This window comes from Streptomyces sp. BB1-1-1 (genome assembly GCF_031597775.1).
GTDB classification, from domain to species: domain Bacteria; phylum Actinomycetota; class Actinomycetes; order Streptomycetales; family Streptomycetaceae; genus Streptomyces; species Streptomyces thinghirensis.
Genome location: NZ_CP134203.1, coordinates 1,697,432 through 1,717,255 on the forward strand (window position 1 = coordinate 1,697,432; position 19,824 = coordinate 1,717,255).

The window sequence follows — 19,824 nt, forward strand, 5'->3', positions numbered from 1 at the left end:
TCAGACCCCCTCGGACTGGCGGGCCGCGGCCAGGCGGACCGCGTCCATGATCTTCTCGTAGCCCGTGCAGCGGCACAGGTTGCCCGACAGCGCCTCGCGGATGTCCGCGTCGGTCGGGTTCGGGTTGCGCTCCAGCATCTCGTCGGCGGCGACCAGCAGGCCGGGCGTGCAGAAGCCGCACTGGACGGCGCCGGCGTCGATGAACGCCTGCTGGATCGGGGCCAGTTCGGTGCCCTCGCCGGTCTGGGAGTCGGTGCCCCGGGCCTGCCACCGCTTGGCCTCGTCGAGCGTGGTGCCCTTGGCGGCGCCGCTGCCGCAGGCGCCGGTGGCGCAGCCCTCGGCGCGCTCCTTGGCGAAGTCGGCCAGGCCCTCGACGGTGACGACCTCGCGGCCCTGCGCCTGGCCGGCCGCGACCAGGCAGGAGCACACCGGAACGCCGTCCAGACGGACCGTGCAGGAGCCGCACTCGCCCTGCTCGCAGGCGTTCTTGGAGCCGGGCAGCCCCATCCGCTCGCGCAGCACGTACAGCAGGGACTCGCCCTCCCACACGTCGTCGGCTTCCTGCGGACGTCCGTTGACAGTGAAGTTGACACGCATTACGCGGCTCCCTCCTCGGTGTGGCGGGCGCCGCGGTACGACTCCCAGGTCCAGGTGAGCGTCCGGCGGGCCATGACGCCGACCGCGTGGCGGCGGTAGCTCGCGGTGCCCCGGACGTCGTCGATCGGGTTGCAGGCGGCGGAGCACAGGTCCGCGAACTGCTTGGCCACCGACGGCGTGATGATCTTTCCGTTGTCCCAGAAGCCGCCCTCCGCGAGCGCCGCGTTCAGGAACTCCTCGGCGGCCTTGGCCCGGACGGGCGTGGGCGCGGCCGAGCCGATGCCGGTGCGGACGGTACGGGTCTCGGGGTGCAGTGCGAGACCGAAGGCGCACACGGCGATGACCATGGCGTTGCGGGTGCCGACCTTGGAGAACTGCTGCGGCCCGTCGGCCTTCTTGACGTGCACGGCGCGGATCAGCTCGTCGGGCTCCATCGCGTTGCGCTTCACGCCCGTGTAGAACTCGTCGATCGGGATCAGTCGCTTGCCGCGTACCGACTCGACCTCGACCTCCGCGCCGGCGGCGAGCAGCGCCGGGTGGGCGTCGCCCGCCGGGGAGGCGGTGCCGAGGTTCCCGCCCACGCCGCCGCGGTTACGGATCTGCGGGGAGGCGACCGTGTGCGAGGCGAGGGCGAGACCCGGCAGCTCGGTGCTCAGGTTCTCCATGATCCCGGTGTAGGGCACGGAGGCACCGAGCCGTACGGAGTCCTCGCCGACCTCCCATTCGGAGAGGTCGCCGATGCGGTTCAGGTCCATGAGGTACTCGGGCCGACGGTGGTCGAAGTTGATCTCGACCATCACGTCGGTGCCACCCGCAATCGGCACAGCGGTGGGGTGCTCGGCCTTCGCGGCGAGCGCCTCCTCCCAGCTGGCGGGGCGAAGGAAGTCCATGACCGGCTCTCTTCTTCGTCTTCGTCTGGTGAGTCGTACAGATTGAGCCAATCCGTGTGCGGCGGGCCAGGCTCGTTCATGTGCTGTTCACGTGGAGTGACATCAGTACACCGCCCGGTGCTCCACCAGGGTCAGTCGCAGAAACCATGAAGGAGTTGGCTGGCCAGGGCGGGCATCTTGTAGATTCGTATGAAAGGAGGCCCTCAGTAACCTCCTTGCTTTCCTCTGGTCCCTCCGGAAATCGGGCGGCACGGCCGCGTGACCTGGAACACTTCGAGACAAAGATCGGCGGCGACGAGAATGCGGCTGCGCGCACTGCTGGACACCGACGCGCTGGGCCTCAAGCTGCTCGGCGGCGAGGACGAGCTGGACCGCTCCGTCCGGGGCGTGATGACCACCGACCTGCGGGACCCGAGCCGCTACCTCTCGGGCGGGGAGCTGGTCCTCACCGGCCTGGCCTGGCGCCGGGACGCCGACGACTCCGAGCCGTTCGTCCGCCTCCTGGTGCAGGCCGGGGTGGCCGCGCTGGCCGCCGGTGAGGCGGAGCTGGGGAGCGTGCCCGATGACCTGCTGGCGGCGTGCGTGCGGCACCGTCTGCCGCTGTTCGCGGTGAACGAGTCGGTCGCCTTCGCGACCATCACCGAGCACGTCGTCCGCCAGGTGTCCGGCGAGCGGGCCGGGGACCTCGCGGCCGTGGTGGACCGGCACCGCCGGATGATGACCTCCGGCCCGGCGGGCGGCGGTCCCGACGTGGTGCTGGACCTGCTCGGCTCCGACCTGGACCTGCGGGCCTGGGTGCTCTCCCCGACGGGGCGGCCGGTCGCCGGCCCGAAGGACGCGGCTCCCGCGCTCTCCGCCGAGCTGTGCGCGAAGCTGGCGGCGGATCACCTCGCGGCCACCCGCACGGGCCGGCGCGCGCCGCACCGGGTGCCGCTGGGCGGCACGACGTACAGCCTCTTCCCGGTGCGCGGCGGCGCGCGTGCCCCGCAGGCCGCGGGCGCCGCCCGGGACGTGCGCGAGACGGTGCTGTCCGACTGGCTGCTGGTCGTGGAGGCGGACGCCGGGGACTGGGCCGCGGAGCGGCTCGACCTGCTCTACGGCGTCACGCAGCTGATCGCGGTCGAGCGGGACCGGCGGGACGCGGCGCGCACGGTGCGGCGGCGGCTCGCCCAGGAGGTCCTGGAACTGGTGCAGACGGGCGCCGCGCCCGCCGAGATCGCGGCCCGCCTGCGGGTGGCGGCGCCGGTGCTGCTGCCGGGCCTCGGCGCGGCCCCGCACTGGCAGGTCGTCGTGGCCCGCGTCGAGTGGGAGGACGGCTCGGCGGAGACCGGCCCGGTCGCCCAGACCCTGCTGGAGGAGATCCTCGTCGACCCGCTCGCCACGGGCCCCGAGCAGTCCGACCGCATCGCCGTGGCGCACACCGGCGACGAGGCCGTCGCCCTCGTACCGCTGCCGGCGGTCTCCAGCGAGCACGACGGCTCCGAGACCGGCATCCTCGCGGACGCGCTGCTGGAGTCCGTACGGGAGCCGCTGTCCGCGGGACTGGACGGCGACGGGCGGGTCACGCTCGGCGTCAGCGCGGCCGTGCACTCGGCGGAGGGGCTGCGCGGCGCGCTGGAGGAGGCCCGGCACGCGCGGCGCGTGGCCGCGGCGCGCCCCGGACGGGTCTGCGCGGCCGGCCACCAGGAACTGGCCTCGCACGTCCTCCTCCTCCCCTTCGTCCCCGACGACGTCCGCCGGGCCTTCACCGCCCGGCTGCTGGACCCGCTGCGGGACTACGACCGCCGCCATCGCGCCGAGCTGATCCCGACGCTGGAGGCGTTCCTCGACAGCGACGGCTCCTGGACGCGCTGCGCGAGCCGCCTCCACCTGCACGTCAACACGCTGCGCTACCGCGTCGGGCGGATCGAGCAGTTGACGGGGCGTGACCTGTCGCGCCTGGAGGACAAGCTGGATTTCTTCCTGGCACTGCGGATGAGCTGAGCCGCGGGGCGCGAGAAGGACCGGACGCTCCCAAACCTCCGGACCGGGAAGTCCCCCCACTTTGTGAAAAATTTCACCCATCCCCTTGGCCGGGCCGCCGGATCCGTGCTGAGATGCGGCCACCACTCGAGAGCTCGATGGCGTGCTAAGGGGAGGGCAACGTGGCGCATTCCGCCATGGCTGGTTCTGGTTGGGGAACGACCGAAGGTGACGATCCGCTCCAGACCGCCGTGTGGCGGTTGCGCTCGCGCGCCTGCTGGGCCGACGCGGTGGCCCTGCTGGAGCCGGTCACCGCGGCCACCGCCTTGCAGCGGACCGCGCTGCTGGTGGAGCGGTGTCTGTACACCGAGCAGGGCTGGGCGGAGGCCGAGGACGCGCTGCGCACCGCCGAGGCGCTGGCCCACAGCGACGACGAGCGCGGGGCCGCGGCCTGTGAACGCGGGCAACTCGCGTACGCCGCCACGGTGCACGGGGTGCGCGACCGGTCCGACGAGGCGCGGGCCGCGCTGGGCCGGGCGGCGGCGCTGATCGCGCCGGGGGCGGAGGGGCGGGCGCTGCTCGACTTCCGGCGCGGGCTGCTCGCGGAGAACCTCACCCGCTCACCGCAGGCGGCCCGAGCGGCGTACCGGCGGGCCCACGCCGGCGCCACCGCGCACGCCGACCCGCTGCTCCAGTCCTTCACCTGGCGGCACCTGGCCGGACTCGCTCTGCGGGAAGGCGAGTTGGCCGAGGCCCGGCACGGTTTCGCCGAGTCGTTGCGCATCCGCGAGGAGCTGGGCTACCTGGTCGGTACGGCCCCCGCGCTGGCCTCGCTCGCGGACGCGGAGTCGGAGCCGGAGGCGTCGCGGTTGCGGGAGGAGGCGCGGCGGCTGTTCCGGCTGCTGGGCGGTGTGCCGACGTGGCTGGCGCGGCAGCTGGCCCCGCCTGCCGCGGACGCGGCGACGGCGTGACGTCGGTTCACGGGGACCTGCTCCAGCGCGGGGCGGTGGCGGCCCAGGCGGCGTCCCACCCGGCGAGGTTGCGCCCTCGCAGCACGAGTGCGGTGGCCGCGTGGGCGGCGAGGCCGGTGAGGACGACGCCCAGGAAGGCGAGGATCGCCCAGCCCATCGTGCGGCTGCGGATCTGCTCCGAGGTCAGCGGCGGCTCGGTGATCTCCCCCGCCGCGTTCACCCAGACGAGAACGGTGCTGTCCGCGGACAGCCCCGGCTCGACGTCGGTCCTCCCGGTCCGCGCTGTTCCGTCCGGACCGGTGAACCGGACCTTGACCGGATACCTGGTCTTCTTCGCCTCGTCCGACCCGGGCTCGGGATGGCGCGGGGCGTCGTGGACGAGGACGGCGGGGCGGTGGTCCCGGGTCCGGGCCTCGTGCTCGGCGGTGCTCCGGTAGTGGCGGTAGGCGGTGTCACCGACCGCGAACATCGCCGCCGGAGCCGCCACCAGCACGGCGAGCAGGATCCCGAGCGCCGCCCACCCCTGCAGCCGGTCGGTACGGCGCCGCAGGGGATTGCGCCGCCACCGCCACAGCAGGAGGTGCGGGTGTCGTCCGGGGGCGGGAACGTCGGGCGGTGGCTGTGCACGCGGTATCTCACCGGCCACGGTGCGCCTCCTTCCAGAGTCGGGGCAGCCGGAACGGCACCGCCGATGTCGGTTCGGCACCGACGGCGGGTCGGGGGTGGGGCTCGGGGCGCTCGATGACGCGAGGGGCTCAAGGGGGGTCGGCGGGGCGGGCGGTATGGCCGGCGCCGGGCGGGCGGGCCGCAGGAGGTCAGGGGGGGTCCGTTGCCGTGCGGGGACGGACGTGGGGTCGGGGGGCGGGAACGGGGCTGCGGGGCTGCGGGGCGGCGTCGGCGTCGGAGTCGGCGTGCGAGTGGACGGGGCGCCCGTTGTCGGTACGGCGACGGACCGGGGGTCTGGGGGACGGGCAGGAGCGCGAACAGGGCCGCGGGGCGACCTCGGCGTCGGCGTGCGAGCGGCCAGGGAGCGCGATGGCGTCCGTCGTGGGGCGGCGGGCGTCCAACGGCGGCCGCACTGGTGCCCATGGGCAACCGCACGGGCGCCCCTCGGTGGCCCGCGCGGGTGCGCCTCGGTGGGCCGCACGGGTGCGCCGTGGTGGGCCGCGCGGGTGCGCCTGGGTGCAGCCCAGGGGGTGCGCCCGGGTGGCCGCACGGCTCCCCCCCCCCGCCGTCAGGGGCCGGGCGCCCCGGGTCGGTACTGGTGCTCGTCCGGTGGCTCCGGGGTCGCGGTCGGCGGGTGGGAATGTGCGGTTTCCAGGAACTTGGCGGCGCCTCGGACGGCGGCCGTGTGCGGGGCCGGTACGGCCCGCAGCGGCGCGTGCAGCCCGGCGGTGAGGTGGCAGGTGATGTCGGGGCGCAGGGCACCCCCGCCCGCGAGCAGCGGGCCCCGGCTCAGGGCGTCGACGGTGAGGGACGTGTCGTCCTGCCGCAGCATCGAGGCCGTCATGTCGACCACCGCCTCGGCGACCCGCGCGGCCGGGGTCGCGTCGTCGATGTCCCCCGTACCCAACGCGGTGCGGCGCGCGTCGAAGACGGCGCCGTCCACCAGGAGCACCACCTCGGTGAGGTGTGCGCCGATGTCGATCACGAGCAGCGGCCGCGACAGGTCCACGCCCGCCGCCAGGGCCACGGCCCGCGCGCTGGGGACGGTCAGCACACCGCGCGGGCGAAGCACCTCCACGGCCGTACGGGCCTCGGTCCGGTAGGCGAACCCGTCCAGCACCGGCGCGGTCACCACGACCAGGGGACGGGCGAAGCGGGGCAGGCGGTGGCCGAGCAGCCGGTCGAGCATCCGGGCCGTGCCCTGGGTGTCGACGATGGAGCCGCGCTGGATGGGATACACCGCGCCGGCGCCGGGGAAGGTCACCGTCGGCACGTCGAGGATCATTCCGCGCCCGGAGACCCAGGCGCGGGTACGGGCGCTGCCCATGTCGAGGGCGACGCCGCCGCACTGCCGGCACATCGGCCACGGCCGGTGCCGGGCGAGGCCGGCCCGGGGCCGGCGGACCACGGTCATCGGCCGGCCTCCCGCACCTGCTGGCAGCGAGCGCAGTAGCGGGCCTGCGGCACGATCACCAGGCGCTCGCGGTCGATGGGGCGCCGGCACAGGTGGCAGCGGCCGTAACGGCCCTCGGCCATGCGTTCGAGCGCCGCCTCCACGTCGGCGAGGACCATGCGCGCGGAGGCCGCGAGCTCGACCCGCACCTCGGTCTGCGCGGCGGACCGCCGCGGGACCGGCTCGTCGGTGCGGGACGGGACGTACGCGATCTGCCGCAGCTGCTCCTCGCGGAACAGCCGCTGCTCGTGGAGGCTGTCCCGGAGCGCGGCGAGGTCCTCCGGCGACAGGGGCGACAGCCGCGTGTCGCGGTCGCCGATGATCTGGTTGTTCACCACTTCACCCACTTCACCCCTCGGGCGGGGCGGGAGACGAAGACTGGACGGACGGTGGTCAGGCGGCGGCGCGGCGCTGGCAGGCGACGCAGTACCGCGTGTACGGGAGGATCTCCAGGCGCTCCCCCGGGACGGGCTTGCCGCAGCCCAGGCAGGCGCCGTACGTGCCGTCGTCGACACGGGCGAAGGCCTCCTCGATCTCCTTGAGCACCCGCTCGATGGCGGCCTTCTGCGCGGACATCAGCTGGTCGTCCGCCTGGCCGCTCTCTCCGAGGGCCCGCAGCTGTGTCATGCGGGTGTTGCGGGCGTGTTCGAGACGCTGGCGCGCCTCGTGAGCGGTCAGCCGCTCGGGGCGGGGTTCGATGCGGGAGGCGTCGAGCGACACGGTGAGTCCTTCTCTCGGGGAGTTCTGCGGGTATGACGAGAGCCCGGGTCGATCGGACCCGGTCGTCCTCAACCATGGCCGGGCCGTCGGGGGAAACCCATCGGGCGCAGGCCCCATTTGCCCGGGGACGGAGGATCCACTCGGCGGCGCGCGGCGGCGGCCGTATGGGTGTACCGCGACCCGGAAATGGGGGTCGGGCCCCATCGACCCGGCGGCGGCGGACGGGGGAAGCTGGTCGCTTGCCCGGTCGCGACCTGGGCCGCGGCTCCCACCGAGGGTGCGCGATGGCCGACAGTGGAGGCGTACCAGTCGACGCGTCGCAGAAGGAGCAGAAGGAGGCGTACCCCCCGGTGTCCCTGTTCTGGCGGATCTTCGGGCTCAACGCGGTGGTGCTGGGCTTCGCCACGGCACTGCTGCTGTGGGCTCCGGTGACCGTCTCCGTACCGGTCCTGCTGACCGAGGCCGTCATCCTGGTGGGCGGCCTGGGCGTCATGCTGGTGGCCAACGGCGCCCTGCTGCGCTGGGGTCTGGCACCGCTGGACCGGCTCACGAAGCTGATGACCACCGTCGACCTGCTGCGCCCCGGCCAGCGGCTGCCGGTGTCCGGCGGCGGCGAGGTCCCCGAGCTGATCCGCACCTTCAACGCCATGCTCGACCGGCTGGAGCACGAGCGGGCCACGAGCACCGCCCGCGTCCTGCTCGCCCAGGAGGAGGAGCGGCGCCGTATCGCGCAGGAGCTGCACGACGAGGTCGGGCAGAGCATGACCGCGATCCTGCTGGTCCTGGGGCGCGCCGCGGACGACGCCGACCAGCCGCTGCGCGACGAGCTGTACCAGGCGCAGGAGATCACCCGGGAGAGCCTGGACGAGGTCCGCCGCCTGGTGCGCCGGCTGCGGCCCGGCGTCCTGGACGACCTCGGCCTGATCAGCGCGCTGTCCTCACTGACGCACGACTTCGCCACCCACACGGGGCTGCGGGTGGTGCGGCGTTTCGACGCCGATCTGCCCGCCCTGGACCCCGAGACCGAGCTGGTCCTCTACCGCGTCGCGCAGGAGAGCCTGACCAACGCCGCCCGGCACGCGGACGCCCGGCGGCTGGAGGTCAGCCTCGGCCCCGCCGACGGCGCGGTGACGCTCAGCATCGCCGACGACGGCCGCGGCATCGAGGCGGCGTGCGAGGGCGCCGGTATCCGCGGCATGCGCGAACGGGCCCTGCTCATCGGGGCCGCCCTCGACATCACCTCGGCACCCGGCGCCGGCACCCGGATCCGGCTCACCGCACCCGTCCCCAGGAAGCAGCCCTGACCATGTCCGACCCCTCCCTGCCCGGCCCCACCGCGTCCCACCGGGCCGCGGCGCCCACGTCCGATCCGTCGAGGATCCGCATCCTGCTCGCCGACGACCACGCGCTGGTACGCCGCGGCGTACGGCTCATCCTCGACCGGGAGCCGGACCTCGAGGTGGTCGCCGAGGCCGGGGACGGCGCGGAGGCCATCGACATGGCGCGGGCGCACGCCGTCGACCTCGCGGTCCTGGACATCGCGATGCCCCGCCTGACCGGTCTGCAGGCCGCCCGGGAGCTGGCCGCCCTGAAGCCGGGGCTGCGCATCCTGATGCTGACGATGCACGACAACGAGCAGTACCTGTTCCAGGCGCTGAAGTCGGGGGCCTGCGGGTACGTGCTGAAGTCCGTCGCCGACCGCGATCTGGTCGCCGCCTGCCGGGCCGCGATGCGCGACGAGCCCTTCCTGTACCCGGGCGCGGTGACCGCGCTGATCCGCAACTACCTCGACCGGGTCCGGCACGGCGAGGAGAGCGCGGACCACATCCTCACGCCCCGCGAGGAGGAGGTCCTCAAGCTCGTCGCCGAGGGCCACTCCTCGAAGGAGATCGCCGAGATCCTCTTCATCAGCATCAAGACCGTCCAGCGGCACCGGGCGAACCTCCTGCAGAAACTCGGTCTGCGCGACCGCCTGGAACTGACCCGCTACGCCATCCGGGCCGGACTCATCGAACCCTGACCGGTCCTGACCGCCCGGCCGCTCCGAACCGCCGCATCACCCACAACGAAAGGGGACGGTGCATGCGCCCCGCACGACGCACCGCCCCCGCACGACGCAGCGCCACCGCCACCGCCACCGCCACCGCCCCCGGGCACCGGCTCGCGGCGACGCTCATCGCGCTGCTGGCCGTTGTGCTGACCCTGGTCCCGGCATGGCCCGCGGCCGGTGCGGGCATCGCCGTGCCGGGGCCGGCCCCGGTGCCCGCGGCGGCGACCGTCCCGCACCCGGACAGCGGCCACCACGCCGACGACGGCTGTGCCACCACGTGCGCCGCCCAGGCCAGGGCCCGGCACGACCATCTCGGAGAGCGCCCGGCACCACCGGACCGCCTCGGCACCACCACGCGCGCCCCGGGCACCGCCCCGGCCGCCCTCGGGCGGACCCCGGCCGTGCCCGGCCCCGTACCCGTCTCCCCCGGCCGTACGAGCCACGACCGCGGGCGGGCTCCTCCCGTCTCTTCCGGCACCTGAGACGTCCCGTCCTTTCACCATCCTTCGCCGCGGCCGCGCTGGGCCGCCGCCGCGGCGTGCCCGCCGGAGGCCCCCGTTGAAACGTTCTCGTCCCCGCTCCCGAGCCCACTCCACGAAGGGGCGCGCGCTCGTCGCCCTCCTCGTGATGGCCGGAGCCGTGGCCATCGCCCTGACCATGCCGATCCGCCTCGGGCTCGACCTGCGCGGCGGCACCCAGATCGTGCTGGAGACCAAGTCCACCGCCACCACCGAGGCCGACCGTGAGGCCACCGACCGCACCGTGGAGGTGCTGCGCGGCCGTATCGACGCGCTCGGCGTCGCCGAGCCGACCATCGTCCGTTCCGGCGACAACCGCGTCGTCGTCGAGTTGCCCGGTGTACAGGACCCGAAGAAGGCGGCCGACGTACTGGGCCGCACCGCGCAGCTCACCGTCCACTCGGTCCTCGGCCCGGCCGAGGCCGCCGGGAACAGCGCCGGGAACGACACCGGGAACCCGTCCGGCACGGACGCCGAGCGGGTCCTGCCGGACGAGTCCGGTCAGTCCCTCCGGCTGAAGGCCGCCACGCTGACCGGACAGGACGTCAAGGGCGCCGACGCCCGCTTCGACCAGCAGGGCGGAGCCGGGTGGCACGTCACCGTCGACTTCAAGGACGCGGGCGGCGACCGCTGGGCCGAGGTGACCGGCGAAGCCGCCTGCCATCCGGCCGGCGACCCGCAGCGCCGGGTCGCCATCGTGCTCGACGACAAGATCATCTCCTCGCCGCAGGTCGACCCCTCCGTGGCCTGCGGGGCGGGCATCGCCGGTGGCTCCACCCAGATCACCGGCTCCTTCGACGACGCCGAGGCCCGCGAACTGGCGCTGCTCATCAAGGGCGGTGCCCTGCCCGTGCCGGTCGAGACCATCGAGCAGCGCACCATCGGCGCCACCCTGGGCGACGAGGCGATCTCGGCCGGCGCCTGGGCCGCCGTCATCGGCACCGCCCTGACCGGGCTGTTCATCATCGTCGTATACCGGCTGATGGGCGCCCTCGCGACCGTGGCCCTGCTCTGCTACGGCCTGATCTCCTACGCCGCCCTGGCCGCGATCGGCGCCACCCTGACCCTGCCCGGCCTGGCCGGCTTCGTCCTGGCCATCGGCATGGCGGTGGACGCCAACGTCCTCGTGTTCGAACGCGCCCGCGAGGAACAGGCCGCCCGTACCCGCCCGAGCACGCGCTCGTCGCTGACCGCGGGTTTCCGCAGCGCCTTCAGCGCGATCGCCGACTCCAACATCACCACGCTGATCGCCGCCGCCCTGCTGTTCTTCCTGGCCTCGGGTCCGGTGAAGGGCTTCGGCGTCACCCTGGGCATCGGTGTCCTGGCCTCCACGGTCAGCGCCCTGGTGATCACCCGGGTGCTCGCCGAGTTCGCCGCGAGCCGCCCCTCGGTCTTCCGCCGCCCGCACATCACCGGCATCTCGACCACCGGTCCGGTCCGTGACGCCCTGCTGCGCCGCGACCCGTTCCTCATGCGCCGCCCGCGCCGCTGGCTGGCCGCCTGCGCGGTCGTGCTCGTGGCGGCCGGCTCCGGCATCCTGGTCCGCGGCCTCGACTTCGGCATCGAGTTCACCGGCGGACGGCTCATCGAGTACTCGACGGCCACCCCGGTCGACGCCGACCGGGCACGGGACGCCCTCGCCGACGCGGGCTTCCCCCGCGCCGTCGTCCAGTCCTCCGGTGACAGCGACCTCACGGTGCGCACCGAGGAGCTGACCGACGCCGAGGCCGAGACCGTCACCAAGGCCATCGGCGAGCTGGGCGGGGAGACGGAGAAGGTCCGCGACGAGCTGATCGGCCCGAGTCTCGGCGAGGAGCTGCGCAAGGACGCCCTGATCGCGCTGGGCCTGGCCCTGGCCGCCCAGTTGCTGTATCTCGCCGTCCGTTTCCGGTTGCTGTTCGGCACCGCGGCGGTCGGCGCGCTCGCCCATGACGTGGTCATCCTGGTCGGAGTGTTCGCCTGGCTGGGCAAGCCGATCGACGGGGTGTTCCTGGCCGCGCTGCTGACCGTGATCGGTTACTCGGTCAACGACTCGGTGGTGCTCTTCGACCGCGTCCGGGAGCTGCTCGGCGGCAAGGACCGCAAGCAGCCGTTCGCCCGGCTCACGAACCAGGCGATCCTGCAGACCCTGCCACGCACGGTCAACACGGGCATGGGCGCGGTGCTCATCCTCGCCTCGCTGGCCGTCCTCGCCGACGACTCGCTCACCGACTTCGCCCTCGCGCTGCTGATCGGCGTGGGGGTCGGCACGTACTCGTCGGTGTTCACCGCCTCTCCGCTGGCCATCGAGATGTACGACCGCGGCTCCGGGTCCCGTCCCGCGCGTCGCGAGGGGCGGCCCACGGAGAAGCGGGTGCCGGCGAGCCGCACGGAACGGCAGGAGGTCTCATAACCATCCCGTAGGCACCCCGTAGCCACCTCGCGAGCCATCTCGCGGGGACCCGGTGGGGTCGCGCCCGCGTCGTCGCGCTCAGCGCGCCTCGCCGAAGTGCTCCCCCACCAGGGTCCGGACCAGGTCCGGGTCGCCGGCGATCAGCGCGTCCAGCAGCGCCGTGTGCTCGTGCGCGTCGGCGATCAGATCGGCCCGCCCTCGAACCGCGGGGGCGCCGGCCGGCGGCCACTGGGCGCGGCGGTGCAGGTCGCCGGCGATACGGACGAGCTGGTCGTTGCCGGCCAGCGCGAGCACCGCGCGGTGGAAGGCACGGTCGGCCTCGGCGTACGTGGCCGGGCAGCCGGACGACGCGGCCCGGACGGTGGCCTCGGCGAGCGGGCGCAGTTCCGCCCAGCGCTCGGCGGGCACCGTACGGGCCAGGCGGAGCAGCACGGGGACCTCGATCAGGGCCCGGACCTCGGCGAGTTCGGCCAGTTCCCGGTCGCCGCGCTCGACGACGCGGAAGCCGCGGTTGGGGACGACCTCGACCGCGCCCTCCAGGGCGAGCTGCTGCATGGCCTCCCGAACGGGCGTGGCCGAGACGCCGAAGCGCTCGCCGAGCGCGGGCGCCGAGTAGACCTCGCCGGGCCGCAGCTCGCCGGAGACCAGCGCGGTGCGCAGGGCGTCGAGTACCTGCCCGCGCACCGAGGAGCGCTGGACGAGAGCGCGCGGGCGGGGCGGGGGAGGTTCGCTGTGCGTGTGCTCGCCGCGCGCGGCTCCGGCCGGTTCCACGGCGCCGCGCGCCCTGTCCCAGTCCATGTCCGAGGCACTCGGCTGCGCCGGAACCCGCACCGGTGCGACCGCTTCGCGCGACGCGGCCGATCCGGTCGGCTCGGTGGTGCGGACCCGTCCGGTCCCCGTCCCCGCGGGACCCTGCGCGCTCGGCTTCACGGGTCCTCCTGCGGGACGTGTCGGTACTTGGGGTCATTACGGCGGGTTGTCACCTGTCCGTCAAGCACCATAAGGGCACGGGCCGCCAGTTCAAATCCCAAGGATCTTGGGTAAGGTAAGGCTTACCTCAAGCAGCCCGTTGCTCGGACGTGGATCGGTGGTCCCGCATGCCTGTCACCCGCTCGGCCCTCACGGACGCCTACGCGCGCCTGTCCGAGGCCCTTCCGGGGCTGGGCGTCACCGAGCTGGACACGGCCGGCGAGGTCCCGCGCGGCGGCGGATGGGTCGCGGCCGGCGCGCTCGCCGCGGGCGGGGCGGAGCTGGAGGCGTTCCTCGCCTGGGACGACGCCCAGGTGGTCCGGGACTACGGGCAACGGGCCCGGCCGGACGTGGTCGCGAGCTTCGGACTGCACCGGTACGCGTGGCCGGCCTGCCTGCTGATCACCGTGCCGTGGTTCCTGCACCGCAGGGTGCCCCGCTACCCCGCGACTCACGTCGCCTACGACCGCTCCGCCGCCGGGCTCCCCCTCGGCCGCATGGCCGTGCGCCCCGCCGGTTTCGCCTGCCTGCCCGGCGATCCCGCCGCCGCGCTGCCCGGCGCCCGCGTGGTCGCCGACGAGGAGGCGCTGCGGGCCGAGGTGCGCGCCGCGGTCGCCGAGCACATGGAGCCGGTGCTGGCGGGGTTCGGACCACGCATGCGACGGCGCGGCCGCGCCCTGTGGGGCATGGCGACCGACGAGGTCGTCGAGGGCCTGTGGTACGTCGCTCATCTGCTCGGCGAGCAGGAGCGGGCGCGGCACGAACTGGAGCTGCTGCTGCCGGGCGCGACCAAGCCGTACGTCGGCAAGGCGGCGTTCCGCGAGCTGACCGGACCGGACGGTGAGCCGCTGCACACCCGGGACCGGGCGAGCTGCTGCATGTTCTACACCCTGCGCCCCGAGGACACCTGCGCCACCTGCCCGCGCACCTGTGACGCGGACCGCGTCAACAAGCTGCTCGCCACGGCGGGTTGAGCCTTCCCCGGGCGTACTCACGCGCGGTCACTCCTATGATCGTCGGCTAAGATCACCGGCGTCGTTTCACAACTCCCTCACGCGTCGCGGGAACTTTCCGTGGAACCACTCGTACGGGTAGTCTTATTCGAACTCAACTCCCGCCCCTCATGCGGCAGTTCGAGCAGAACGCCGCCCTGGGCATCCCCTCGCACTCCCTTGGCTGCCTCTTGCCCCGAAACCCTCTGAGGGCCGCCGGGTTTGGGCCACCATGGCGGGCGTTACGCCCTATCCCAATGCAAGGGACCCCCAGATGAGATTGACCGACATATCGCTGAACTGGCTGCTTCCGGGCGCCGTGCTGCTCCTGGGCATGCTGGCGGCGGTGGCGGTGCTCGCGCGCGGCAAGCGTTCCTCGGGGAAGGACGCGGGCGCTGACGACTCGTGGGAGCGCATGGAGGAGCGCCGCAGGCGCAAGGAGGCCCTCTACGGCACCTTCTCCTATGTCCTGCTCTTCTGCTGCGCCGCGGTCGCCGCGGCGCTCTCCTTCCACGGTCTGGTCGGCTTCGGCGAGCAGAACCTCGGCCTGAGCGGCGGCTGGCAGTACCTGGTCCCGTTCGGCCTCGACGGGGCGGCGATGTTCTGCTCCGTCCTCGCGGTGCGCGAGGCCAGCCACGGTGACGCGGCGCTCGGCTCCCGCATACTCGTGTGGACGTTCGCGTTCGCGGCGGCGTGGTTCAACTGGGTGCACGCGCCCCGCGGCATCGGTCACGCGGGTGCCCCGCACTTCTTCGCGGGCATGTCCCTGTCGGCGGCGGTGCTGTTCGACCGGGCCCTGAAGCAGACCCGCCGGGCCGCCCTGCGCGAGCAGGGCCTGGTGCCGCGCCCGCTCCCGCAGATCCGCATGGTGCGCTGGCTGCGGGCGCCCCGGGAGACGTACCGCGCCTGGTCGCTGATGCTCCTGGAGGGCGTGCGCAGCCTCGACGAGGCCGTCGAGGAGGTGCGCGACGACATGCGCAAGAAGGAAGAGACCAAGCAGCGCCGGCGCGAGCAGGAGCGTCTGGAGCGGGCGCAGCTCAAGGCGATCAGCCGGGGCCACGGCGGCCCCCGGGGCTTCCCCGGTCGCGGCGGCCGGCCGGTCGAGGTCGAGGTGCAGCAGGTGGAGCGGGGCACCGAGCGCGCCGCCACCGCGGAGCCTGCCATATCCGCGCCGGAACCCCTGCCCGCGGCCCGGCGGCCCTCCCTGCAGCCGGTACGCCACGGAACTGACCAGGTCACGGTCGACCTCACCGCGGAGGACGACACCCAGGCCCTGCCGCGCCTGGACTCCCTGGAGCGCAAGCTCAAGGATCTGGAGCAGCAGTTCGGCTAGCCGAGGTGTGAGGCGCCGGGGGCTCCCGGCGCCTCACACGGCCTCGGCGTCCAGTTCGAACCAGACCGACTTCCCCACCTCGCAGGGGCGCACGCCCCAGTCGTCGGCGAGGGACTGCACCAGGACCAGGCCTCTGCCGTTGGTGCTCTCCTCCGCCTCCGGGGCGCGCGGCCGGGGCAGCCGGCCGACGAAGTCCCGTACCTCGACCCGCAGCGCGCGTGGTCCGACCGTGGCGGTCAGGACGGCGCCTTCGTCGGTGTGGACGAGCGCGTTGGTGACGAGCTCGCTGGTGAGCAGCTCCGCGACATCCGATCTTCCGGGCCCGCCCCAGTGCCGCAGCAGCTCACGCAGGGCGCGCCGGGCCTCGGGCACCGCCCGCAGGTCCGCCCGCCCCAGCCGTCGCCTGAGCTGTGGTGCCGTGTGTCCCTTCATGTCCCCCGTCCGCGTGCTGATGTCGCTTCCCTCCCGTTCGAACGTGTTCACGGGGAAGCCTTGCCCGTTCGGACCCCCGCCAGTCATGTGGATTACAGAACGGTCGCTCGCCGGTCACGGTCGCGGCACGTTGCGCAGGTTCGAGCGGGCCATCTGGAGCATGCGTCCGACACCGCCGTCCAGCACGATCTTCGAGGCGGACAGGGCGAAGCCGGTGACCATGTCGGCGCTGATCTTCGGCGGGATGGACAGGGCGTTGGGGTCGGTGACGATGTCGACGAGGGCAGGGCCCTTGTGCTTGAACGCGGCCTTCAGCGCCCCGGCCAGCTCCTTGGGCTTCTCCACCCGCACCCCGAAGGCACCGCAGGCTTCGGCGACGGCGGCGAAGTCGGGGTTGACGTTGGCCACGCCGTGCGAGGGCAGGCCCGCGACCAGCATCTCCAACTCGACCATGCCGAGCGAGGAGTTGTTGAAGAGGACGACCTTCACCGGCAGGTCGTGCTGGACGAGGGTGAGGAAGTCGCCCATCAGCATGGTGAACCCGCCGTCACCGGACATGGAGACGACCTGCCGGTGCCGGTCGGTGAACTGGGCGCCGATCGCCATCGGCAGGGCGTTCGCCATCGAGCCGTGCGAGAAGGAACCGATGATGCGCCGACGGCCGTTGGGTGAGATGTAGCGGGCGGCCCAGACGTTGCACATGCCGGTGTCGACGGTGAACACCGCGTCGTCGTCGGCCATTTCGTCGAGCACGGCGGCGACGTACTCGGGATGGATCGGGACGTGCTTGTCGACCTTGCGCGTGTACGCCTTGACGACGCCCTCCAGCGCGTCCGCGTGCTTCTTCAGCATCCGGTCGAGGAAGCGGCGGCTCTTCTTCTCCTTCACCCGCGGGATCAGGCAGCGCAGGGTCTCCTTCGCGTCGCCCCACACCGCGAGGTCGAGTTTTGAACGGCGGCCGAGATGCTCGGGCCGGACGTCGATCTGGGCGATCTTCACGTCGTCGGGCAGGAAGGCGTTGTACGGGAAGTCCGTGCCGAGCAGGATCAGCAGGTCGCACTCGTGGGTGGCCTCGTAGGCGGCGCCGTACCCGAGCAGGCCGCTCATCCCGACGTCGTACAGATTGTCGTACTGGATCCACTCCTTGCCGCGCAGAGCGTGGCCCACCGGCGACTTGATCTTCCCGGCGAACTCCATCACCTCCGCGTGCGCGCCCGCCGTGCCGGCGCCGCAGAACAGGGTGACCTTGTCGGCGTCGTCGATCATCCGCACCAGCCGGTCGATCTCCTCGTCGCCGGGGCGGACGGTCGGCCGGGAGGTGACGAGGGCCGTCTCGGCGGCCTTCTCCGGCGCGGGCTCGTCCGCGATGTCGCCGGGCAGGGAGACGACGCTGACGCCGCCCTGACCGACGGCGTGCTGGATGGCGGTCTGGAGCAGCCGGGGCATCTGCTTCGGGCTGGAGATCAGCTCGCTGTAGTGGCTGCACTCGCGGAAGAGCTGGTCGGGGTGGGTCTCCTGGAAGAAGCCGAGGCCGATCTCGCTGGACGGGATCTGCGAGGCGAGGGCGAGGACGGGCGCCATCGAGCGGTGGGCGTCGTAGAGGCCGTTGATGAGGTGGAGGTTCCCGGGGCCGCAGGAGCCGGCGCACGCGGTCAGCTTCCCGGTGATCTGGGCCTCCGCCCCGGCGGCGAAGGCGGCGGTCTCCTCGTGCCGGACGTGCACCCACTCGATGCCGGAGTGGCGGCGCACGGCGTCCACGACCGGGTTGAGGCTGTCGCCGACGACTCCGTAGAGGCGTTTGACTCCGGCGCGGGTGAGGATGTCGACGAACTGTTCCGCGACGTTCTGTTTGGCCATGGCTCCAGCTATGGCACAGCGAGCGGCGTCACGCCTCCCAAACGGCGGCGGCCGTACGGTCATCGGCGTAACCCTTGACCCGGACCCGGCTGTCGGTGAGGAACTCGGCGAGACCGGGCGGGGTGCGGCCGGCCCATCGCCGCGCGAGGAGTTCACCCAGCTCGGGTTCGTTCAGCAGGGGTTCGGCGAGGCCCGCGGTGCACATCAGCAGCACATCACCCGGGCGGGCTATGGAGGCCCGGAAGCGGAAGGGCTCGGCGGGCGGTCCGTCGTACGGTCCGGATGGTGCGGTGATGCCCAGGTCCATGGTGAGCCGGTCGCCCCCGGAGGTCTGGTCCGGCGTCCCGCCCGGCTTCGCCCGGGGCGTCGAGCCGAACCCGACGACGGGCTCGCCGGCCACTTCGCCGACCCCCGGCTCCATGTCCTGCCAGGCGCCGTCCCGCAGCCGGAGCAGTCCGCCCGCGCCGGCGCCGAAGAAGACCCGCGTACGGCACTCGGGGTCGGCGGGCAGCAGCAGACAGCGCAGGGTGGCCGCGTACTCGTCCGGGGCCAGACCCTGCTCGGCGGCGCCGGCCCGGAGCCTGCCGAGGCTGCGGTCGGTGAGGCGGTGCAGCCCGGACTTCAGCTCGCCGCGCCGGGCGGCCCGCAGATCCTCGGCCAGCCGGGCGTGACTGCGTCCCACGGCCCGGCCGATCCACTGGCACACCTCGGCGGCGGCACGGTGCGCCCCGGCGGTCGCACGGGCGCCGGTCGCCATCGCCACCAGGACCAGTGCCTGCTCCCCCGCGCCGAAGCGCGCCACGAGCAGCGCGTCGCGACGCGGGTCGCCCCGGTACCGCGCGGAGTCCCCCCGCACGGATACGGCCCGCAGCGTGCAGGTCCCGTACCGGGCACCCTCCAGCACCGTGTCCGCCACCAGCCCGTCGAGCCCGTCGGGGTCCGCCGACGGCAGCGCGGTGGGCTCGGCGTCATAGGTGGGCGGCCCGGAGCCGACGAAGTCACCTGCGGCCGACGACCCCTCGCCGACGCCGTCCCGGAACGGCGTCGGCAGGGACTCCGGAGGTTGCGAGGGGAGGAACGGTGGCGGAAGCGGGGGCAGGCCCGGAGCGGTCCGAGGCGGAAGCGGGGGCAGGCCCGGAGCGGTCCGAGGCGGAGGCGGGGGTGTGCCCGGGGCCGACCGGGCGGCCGGGAGGGTCGGGTCGGGGGGTTCCGTGAGGTCGGCGGGACCGGTCCCCGAGGTGGTACGCCCGTACGGTCCTGGTCGGCGCGCGGGCTGGGGCGGGGCGGACTGCGGGGGGTCAGGCTGCGGTGGGGCGGACGGCGCGCGGCCGGGCTGCGGCGCGGCAGACGGCGGAAGGCCGGGCTCCCGCGGGACGGACGGCGGGAGACCGGTCACCGGCGGGACGGACGGCACGGGGCCGGACTCCAGCGGGCCGAGCACCGGCGAAACGGGCGGAGGGGCGCCGGGCTGCGGCGGGGCGGACGGCGCGGGGCCGGACTCCCGCGGGGCGGACGGCACGGGACCGGATTCCAGCGGGCCGGGCACCGGCGAAACGGGCGGAGGGGCGCCGGGCTGCGGCGGGGCGGACGGCGCGGGGCCGGACTCCCGCGGGGCGGACGGCACGGGACCGGATTCCAGCGGGCCGAGCACCGGCGAAACGGGCGGAGGGGCGCCGGGCTGCGGCGGGGCGGACGGCGCGGGGCCGGACTCCCGCGGGCCGGTCACCGGCGGGACGGACGGCGAGGCTCCGGGCTGCGGCGGGGCTGGCGGCGCGGTGCGGGGAGCGGGGATGTTCGGTGGCTCGGCGGCTGCCCACCAGAGGGGCCGGTCCGCGGCGGGAGAGGGATTCCGCTCGGCGGAAGGGTGCGGCGCCGCAGGCGGGGTCCGGCCTCCCCCGGACCAGGGGCGGCCTGCCGGGGGCGGGTGCGGGTCATCCGCCGCCCGCACGGGGCCTGCCGCGGGTGAGGGCGGATCATCCGCCGCCCGGACGGGATCTGCCGCAGGCGAGGGCGAGGCCCCCG

Annotated in this window: 18 protein-coding genes; 8 read left to right on the plus strand and 10 right to left on the minus strand. The window is 74.0% G+C overall.

Features of this window, described 5'->3' with window-relative positions; genetic code table 11:
• The gene (locus RI578_RS07865; RefSeq protein ID WP_310870421.1) at positions 1-597 is read right to left on the minus strand and encodes a 2Fe-2S iron-sulfur cluster-binding protein; all 597 of its coding nucleotides are present in this window, start codon (positions 595-597) and stop codon (positions 1-3) included.
• The gene (locus RI578_RS07870; protein ID WP_310870422.1) at positions 597-1,487 is read right to left on the minus strand and encodes a xanthine dehydrogenase family protein subunit M; all 891 of its coding nucleotides are present in this window, start codon (positions 1,485-1,487) and stop codon (positions 597-599) included. The genes RI578_RS07865 and RI578_RS07870 overlap by 1 nt, the downstream gene beginning before the upstream one ends.
• Positions 1,488-1,787: 300 nt before the next feature.
• On the opposite strand from RI578_RS07870, the gene RI578_RS07875 reads away from it, so the two are divergent.
• Together RI578_RS07875 and RI578_RS07880 are read left to right on the plus strand one after the other, a co-directional pair.
• A complete protein-coding gene (locus RI578_RS07875) occupies positions 1,788-3,470 on the plus strand; it encodes a PucR family transcriptional regulator ligand-binding domain-containing protein (protein ID WP_310870423.1) in 1,683 nt (560 codons plus the stop codon).
• 161 nt (positions 3,471-3,631) lie between these two features.
• Positions 3,632-4,420 (plus strand): hypothetical protein, encoded by a 789-nt coding sequence (locus RI578_RS07880; RefSeq protein WP_310870424.1) that lies wholly within the window; start codon positions 3,632-3,634, stop codon positions 4,418-4,420.
• 7 nt (positions 4,421-4,427) lie between these two features.
• Here RI578_RS07880 and RI578_RS07885 read toward each other — a convergent pair whose 3' ends face one another.
• The 4 genes from RI578_RS07885 to RI578_RS07900 all read right to left on the minus strand — a co-directional run bounded on the left by RI578_RS07885 (position 4,428) and on the right by RI578_RS07900 (position 7,259).
• Positions 4,428-5,066 carry a hypothetical protein gene (locus RI578_RS07885; protein WP_310870425.1) on the minus strand — a complete coding sequence of 213 codons (639 nt, stop codon included), beginning with the start codon at positions 5,064-5,066 and terminating at the stop codon, positions 4,428-4,430.
• Between the two features lie 588 nt (positions 5,067-5,654).
• A complete protein-coding gene (locus RI578_RS07890; protein WP_399059671.1) occupies positions 5,655-6,500 on the minus strand; it encodes a rod shape-determining protein in 846 nt (281 codons plus the stop codon).
• Positions 6,497-6,877 (minus strand): TraR/DksA C4-type zinc finger protein, encoded by a 381-nt coding sequence (locus tag RI578_RS07895; protein ID WP_310875698.1) that lies wholly within the window; start codon positions 6,875-6,877, stop codon positions 6,497-6,499. The genes RI578_RS07890 and RI578_RS07895 overlap by 4 nt, the downstream gene beginning before the upstream one ends.
• Positions 6,878-6,932: 55 nt before the next feature.
• Positions 6,933-7,259 (minus strand): TraR/DksA C4-type zinc finger protein, encoded by a 327-nt coding sequence (locus tag RI578_RS07900; protein ID WP_310870427.1) that lies wholly within the window; start codon positions 7,257-7,259, stop codon positions 6,933-6,935.
• Between the two features lie 350 nt (positions 7,260-7,609).
• Between RI578_RS07900 and RI578_RS07905 the strand changes: the two genes are divergently transcribed.
• The 4 genes from RI578_RS07905 (at position 7,610) to secD (ending at position 12,219) form a co-directional block, all read left to right on the plus strand.
• Positions 7,610-8,563, plus strand: coding sequence for a HAMP domain-containing sensor histidine kinase (locus RI578_RS07905; RefSeq protein WP_310875699.1), 954 nt, complete (start codon positions 7,610-7,612; stop codon positions 8,561-8,563).
• A 2-nt stretch (positions 8,564-8,565) separates the two neighbouring features.
• Complete coding sequence (locus RI578_RS07910) at positions 8,566-9,279, plus strand: response regulator transcription factor (protein ID WP_310870428.1); 714 nt, start codon at positions 8,566-8,568, stop codon at positions 9,277-9,279.
• Positions 9,280-9,341: 62 nt separating this feature from the next.
• On the plus strand, positions 9,342-9,791 hold the full coding sequence (locus RI578_RS07915; RefSeq protein WP_310870429.1) for a hypothetical protein: 450 nt from the start codon (positions 9,342-9,344) through the stop codon (positions 9,789-9,791).
• Between the two features lie 145 nt (positions 9,792-9,936).
• Positions 9,937-12,219: a protein translocase subunit SecD gene (gene secD, locus RI578_RS07920; protein ID WP_399063054.1), complete on the plus strand. Its 2,283-nt coding sequence runs from the start codon at positions 9,937-9,939 to the stop codon at positions 12,217-12,219.
• Between the two features lie 78 nt (positions 12,220-12,297).
• Here secD and RI578_RS07925 read toward each other — a convergent pair whose 3' ends face one another.
• Complete coding sequence (locus RI578_RS07925) at positions 12,298-13,149, minus strand: GntR family transcriptional regulator (protein ID WP_310870431.1); 852 nt, start codon at positions 13,147-13,149, stop codon at positions 12,298-12,300.
• Positions 13,150-13,316: 167 nt separating this feature from the next.
• Here RI578_RS07925 and RI578_RS07930 point away from each other — a divergent pair, with 167 nt between their 5' ends.
• Positions 13,317-14,162, plus strand: a complete 846-nt coding sequence (locus RI578_RS07930) for a (2Fe-2S)-binding protein (RefSeq protein ID WP_310870432.1) — start codon at positions 13,317-13,319, stop codon at positions 14,160-14,162.
• A gap of 292 nt (positions 14,163-14,454) precedes the next feature.
• Entirely contained in the window at positions 14,455-15,513 is a 1,059-nt protein-coding gene (locus RI578_RS07935; RefSeq protein ID WP_310870433.1) for a DUF2637 domain-containing protein, read from the plus strand.
• A 33-nt stretch (positions 15,514-15,546) separates the two neighbouring features.
• On the opposite strand, the gene RI578_RS07940 is transcribed toward RI578_RS07935, so the two are convergent.
• The 3 genes from RI578_RS07940 to RI578_RS07950 all read right to left on the minus strand — a co-directional run bounded on the left by RI578_RS07940 (position 15,547) and on the right by RI578_RS07950 (position 19,528).
• On the minus strand, positions 15,547-15,945 hold the full coding sequence (locus RI578_RS07940; protein WP_310875700.1) for an ATP-binding protein: 399 nt from the start codon (positions 15,943-15,945) through the stop codon (positions 15,547-15,549).
• Between the two features lie 114 nt (positions 15,946-16,059).
• Complete coding sequence (locus RI578_RS07945) at positions 16,060-17,802, minus strand: pyruvate dehydrogenase (protein ID WP_310870434.1); 1,743 nt, start codon at positions 17,800-17,802, stop codon at positions 16,060-16,062.
• Between the two features lie 28 nt (positions 17,803-17,830).
• On the minus strand, positions 17,831-19,528 hold the full coding sequence (locus RI578_RS07950) for a protein phosphatase 2C domain-containing protein (protein WP_310870435.1): 1,698 nt from the start codon (positions 19,526-19,528) through the stop codon (positions 17,831-17,833).
• Positions 19,529-19,824 lie beyond the last annotated feature (296 nt).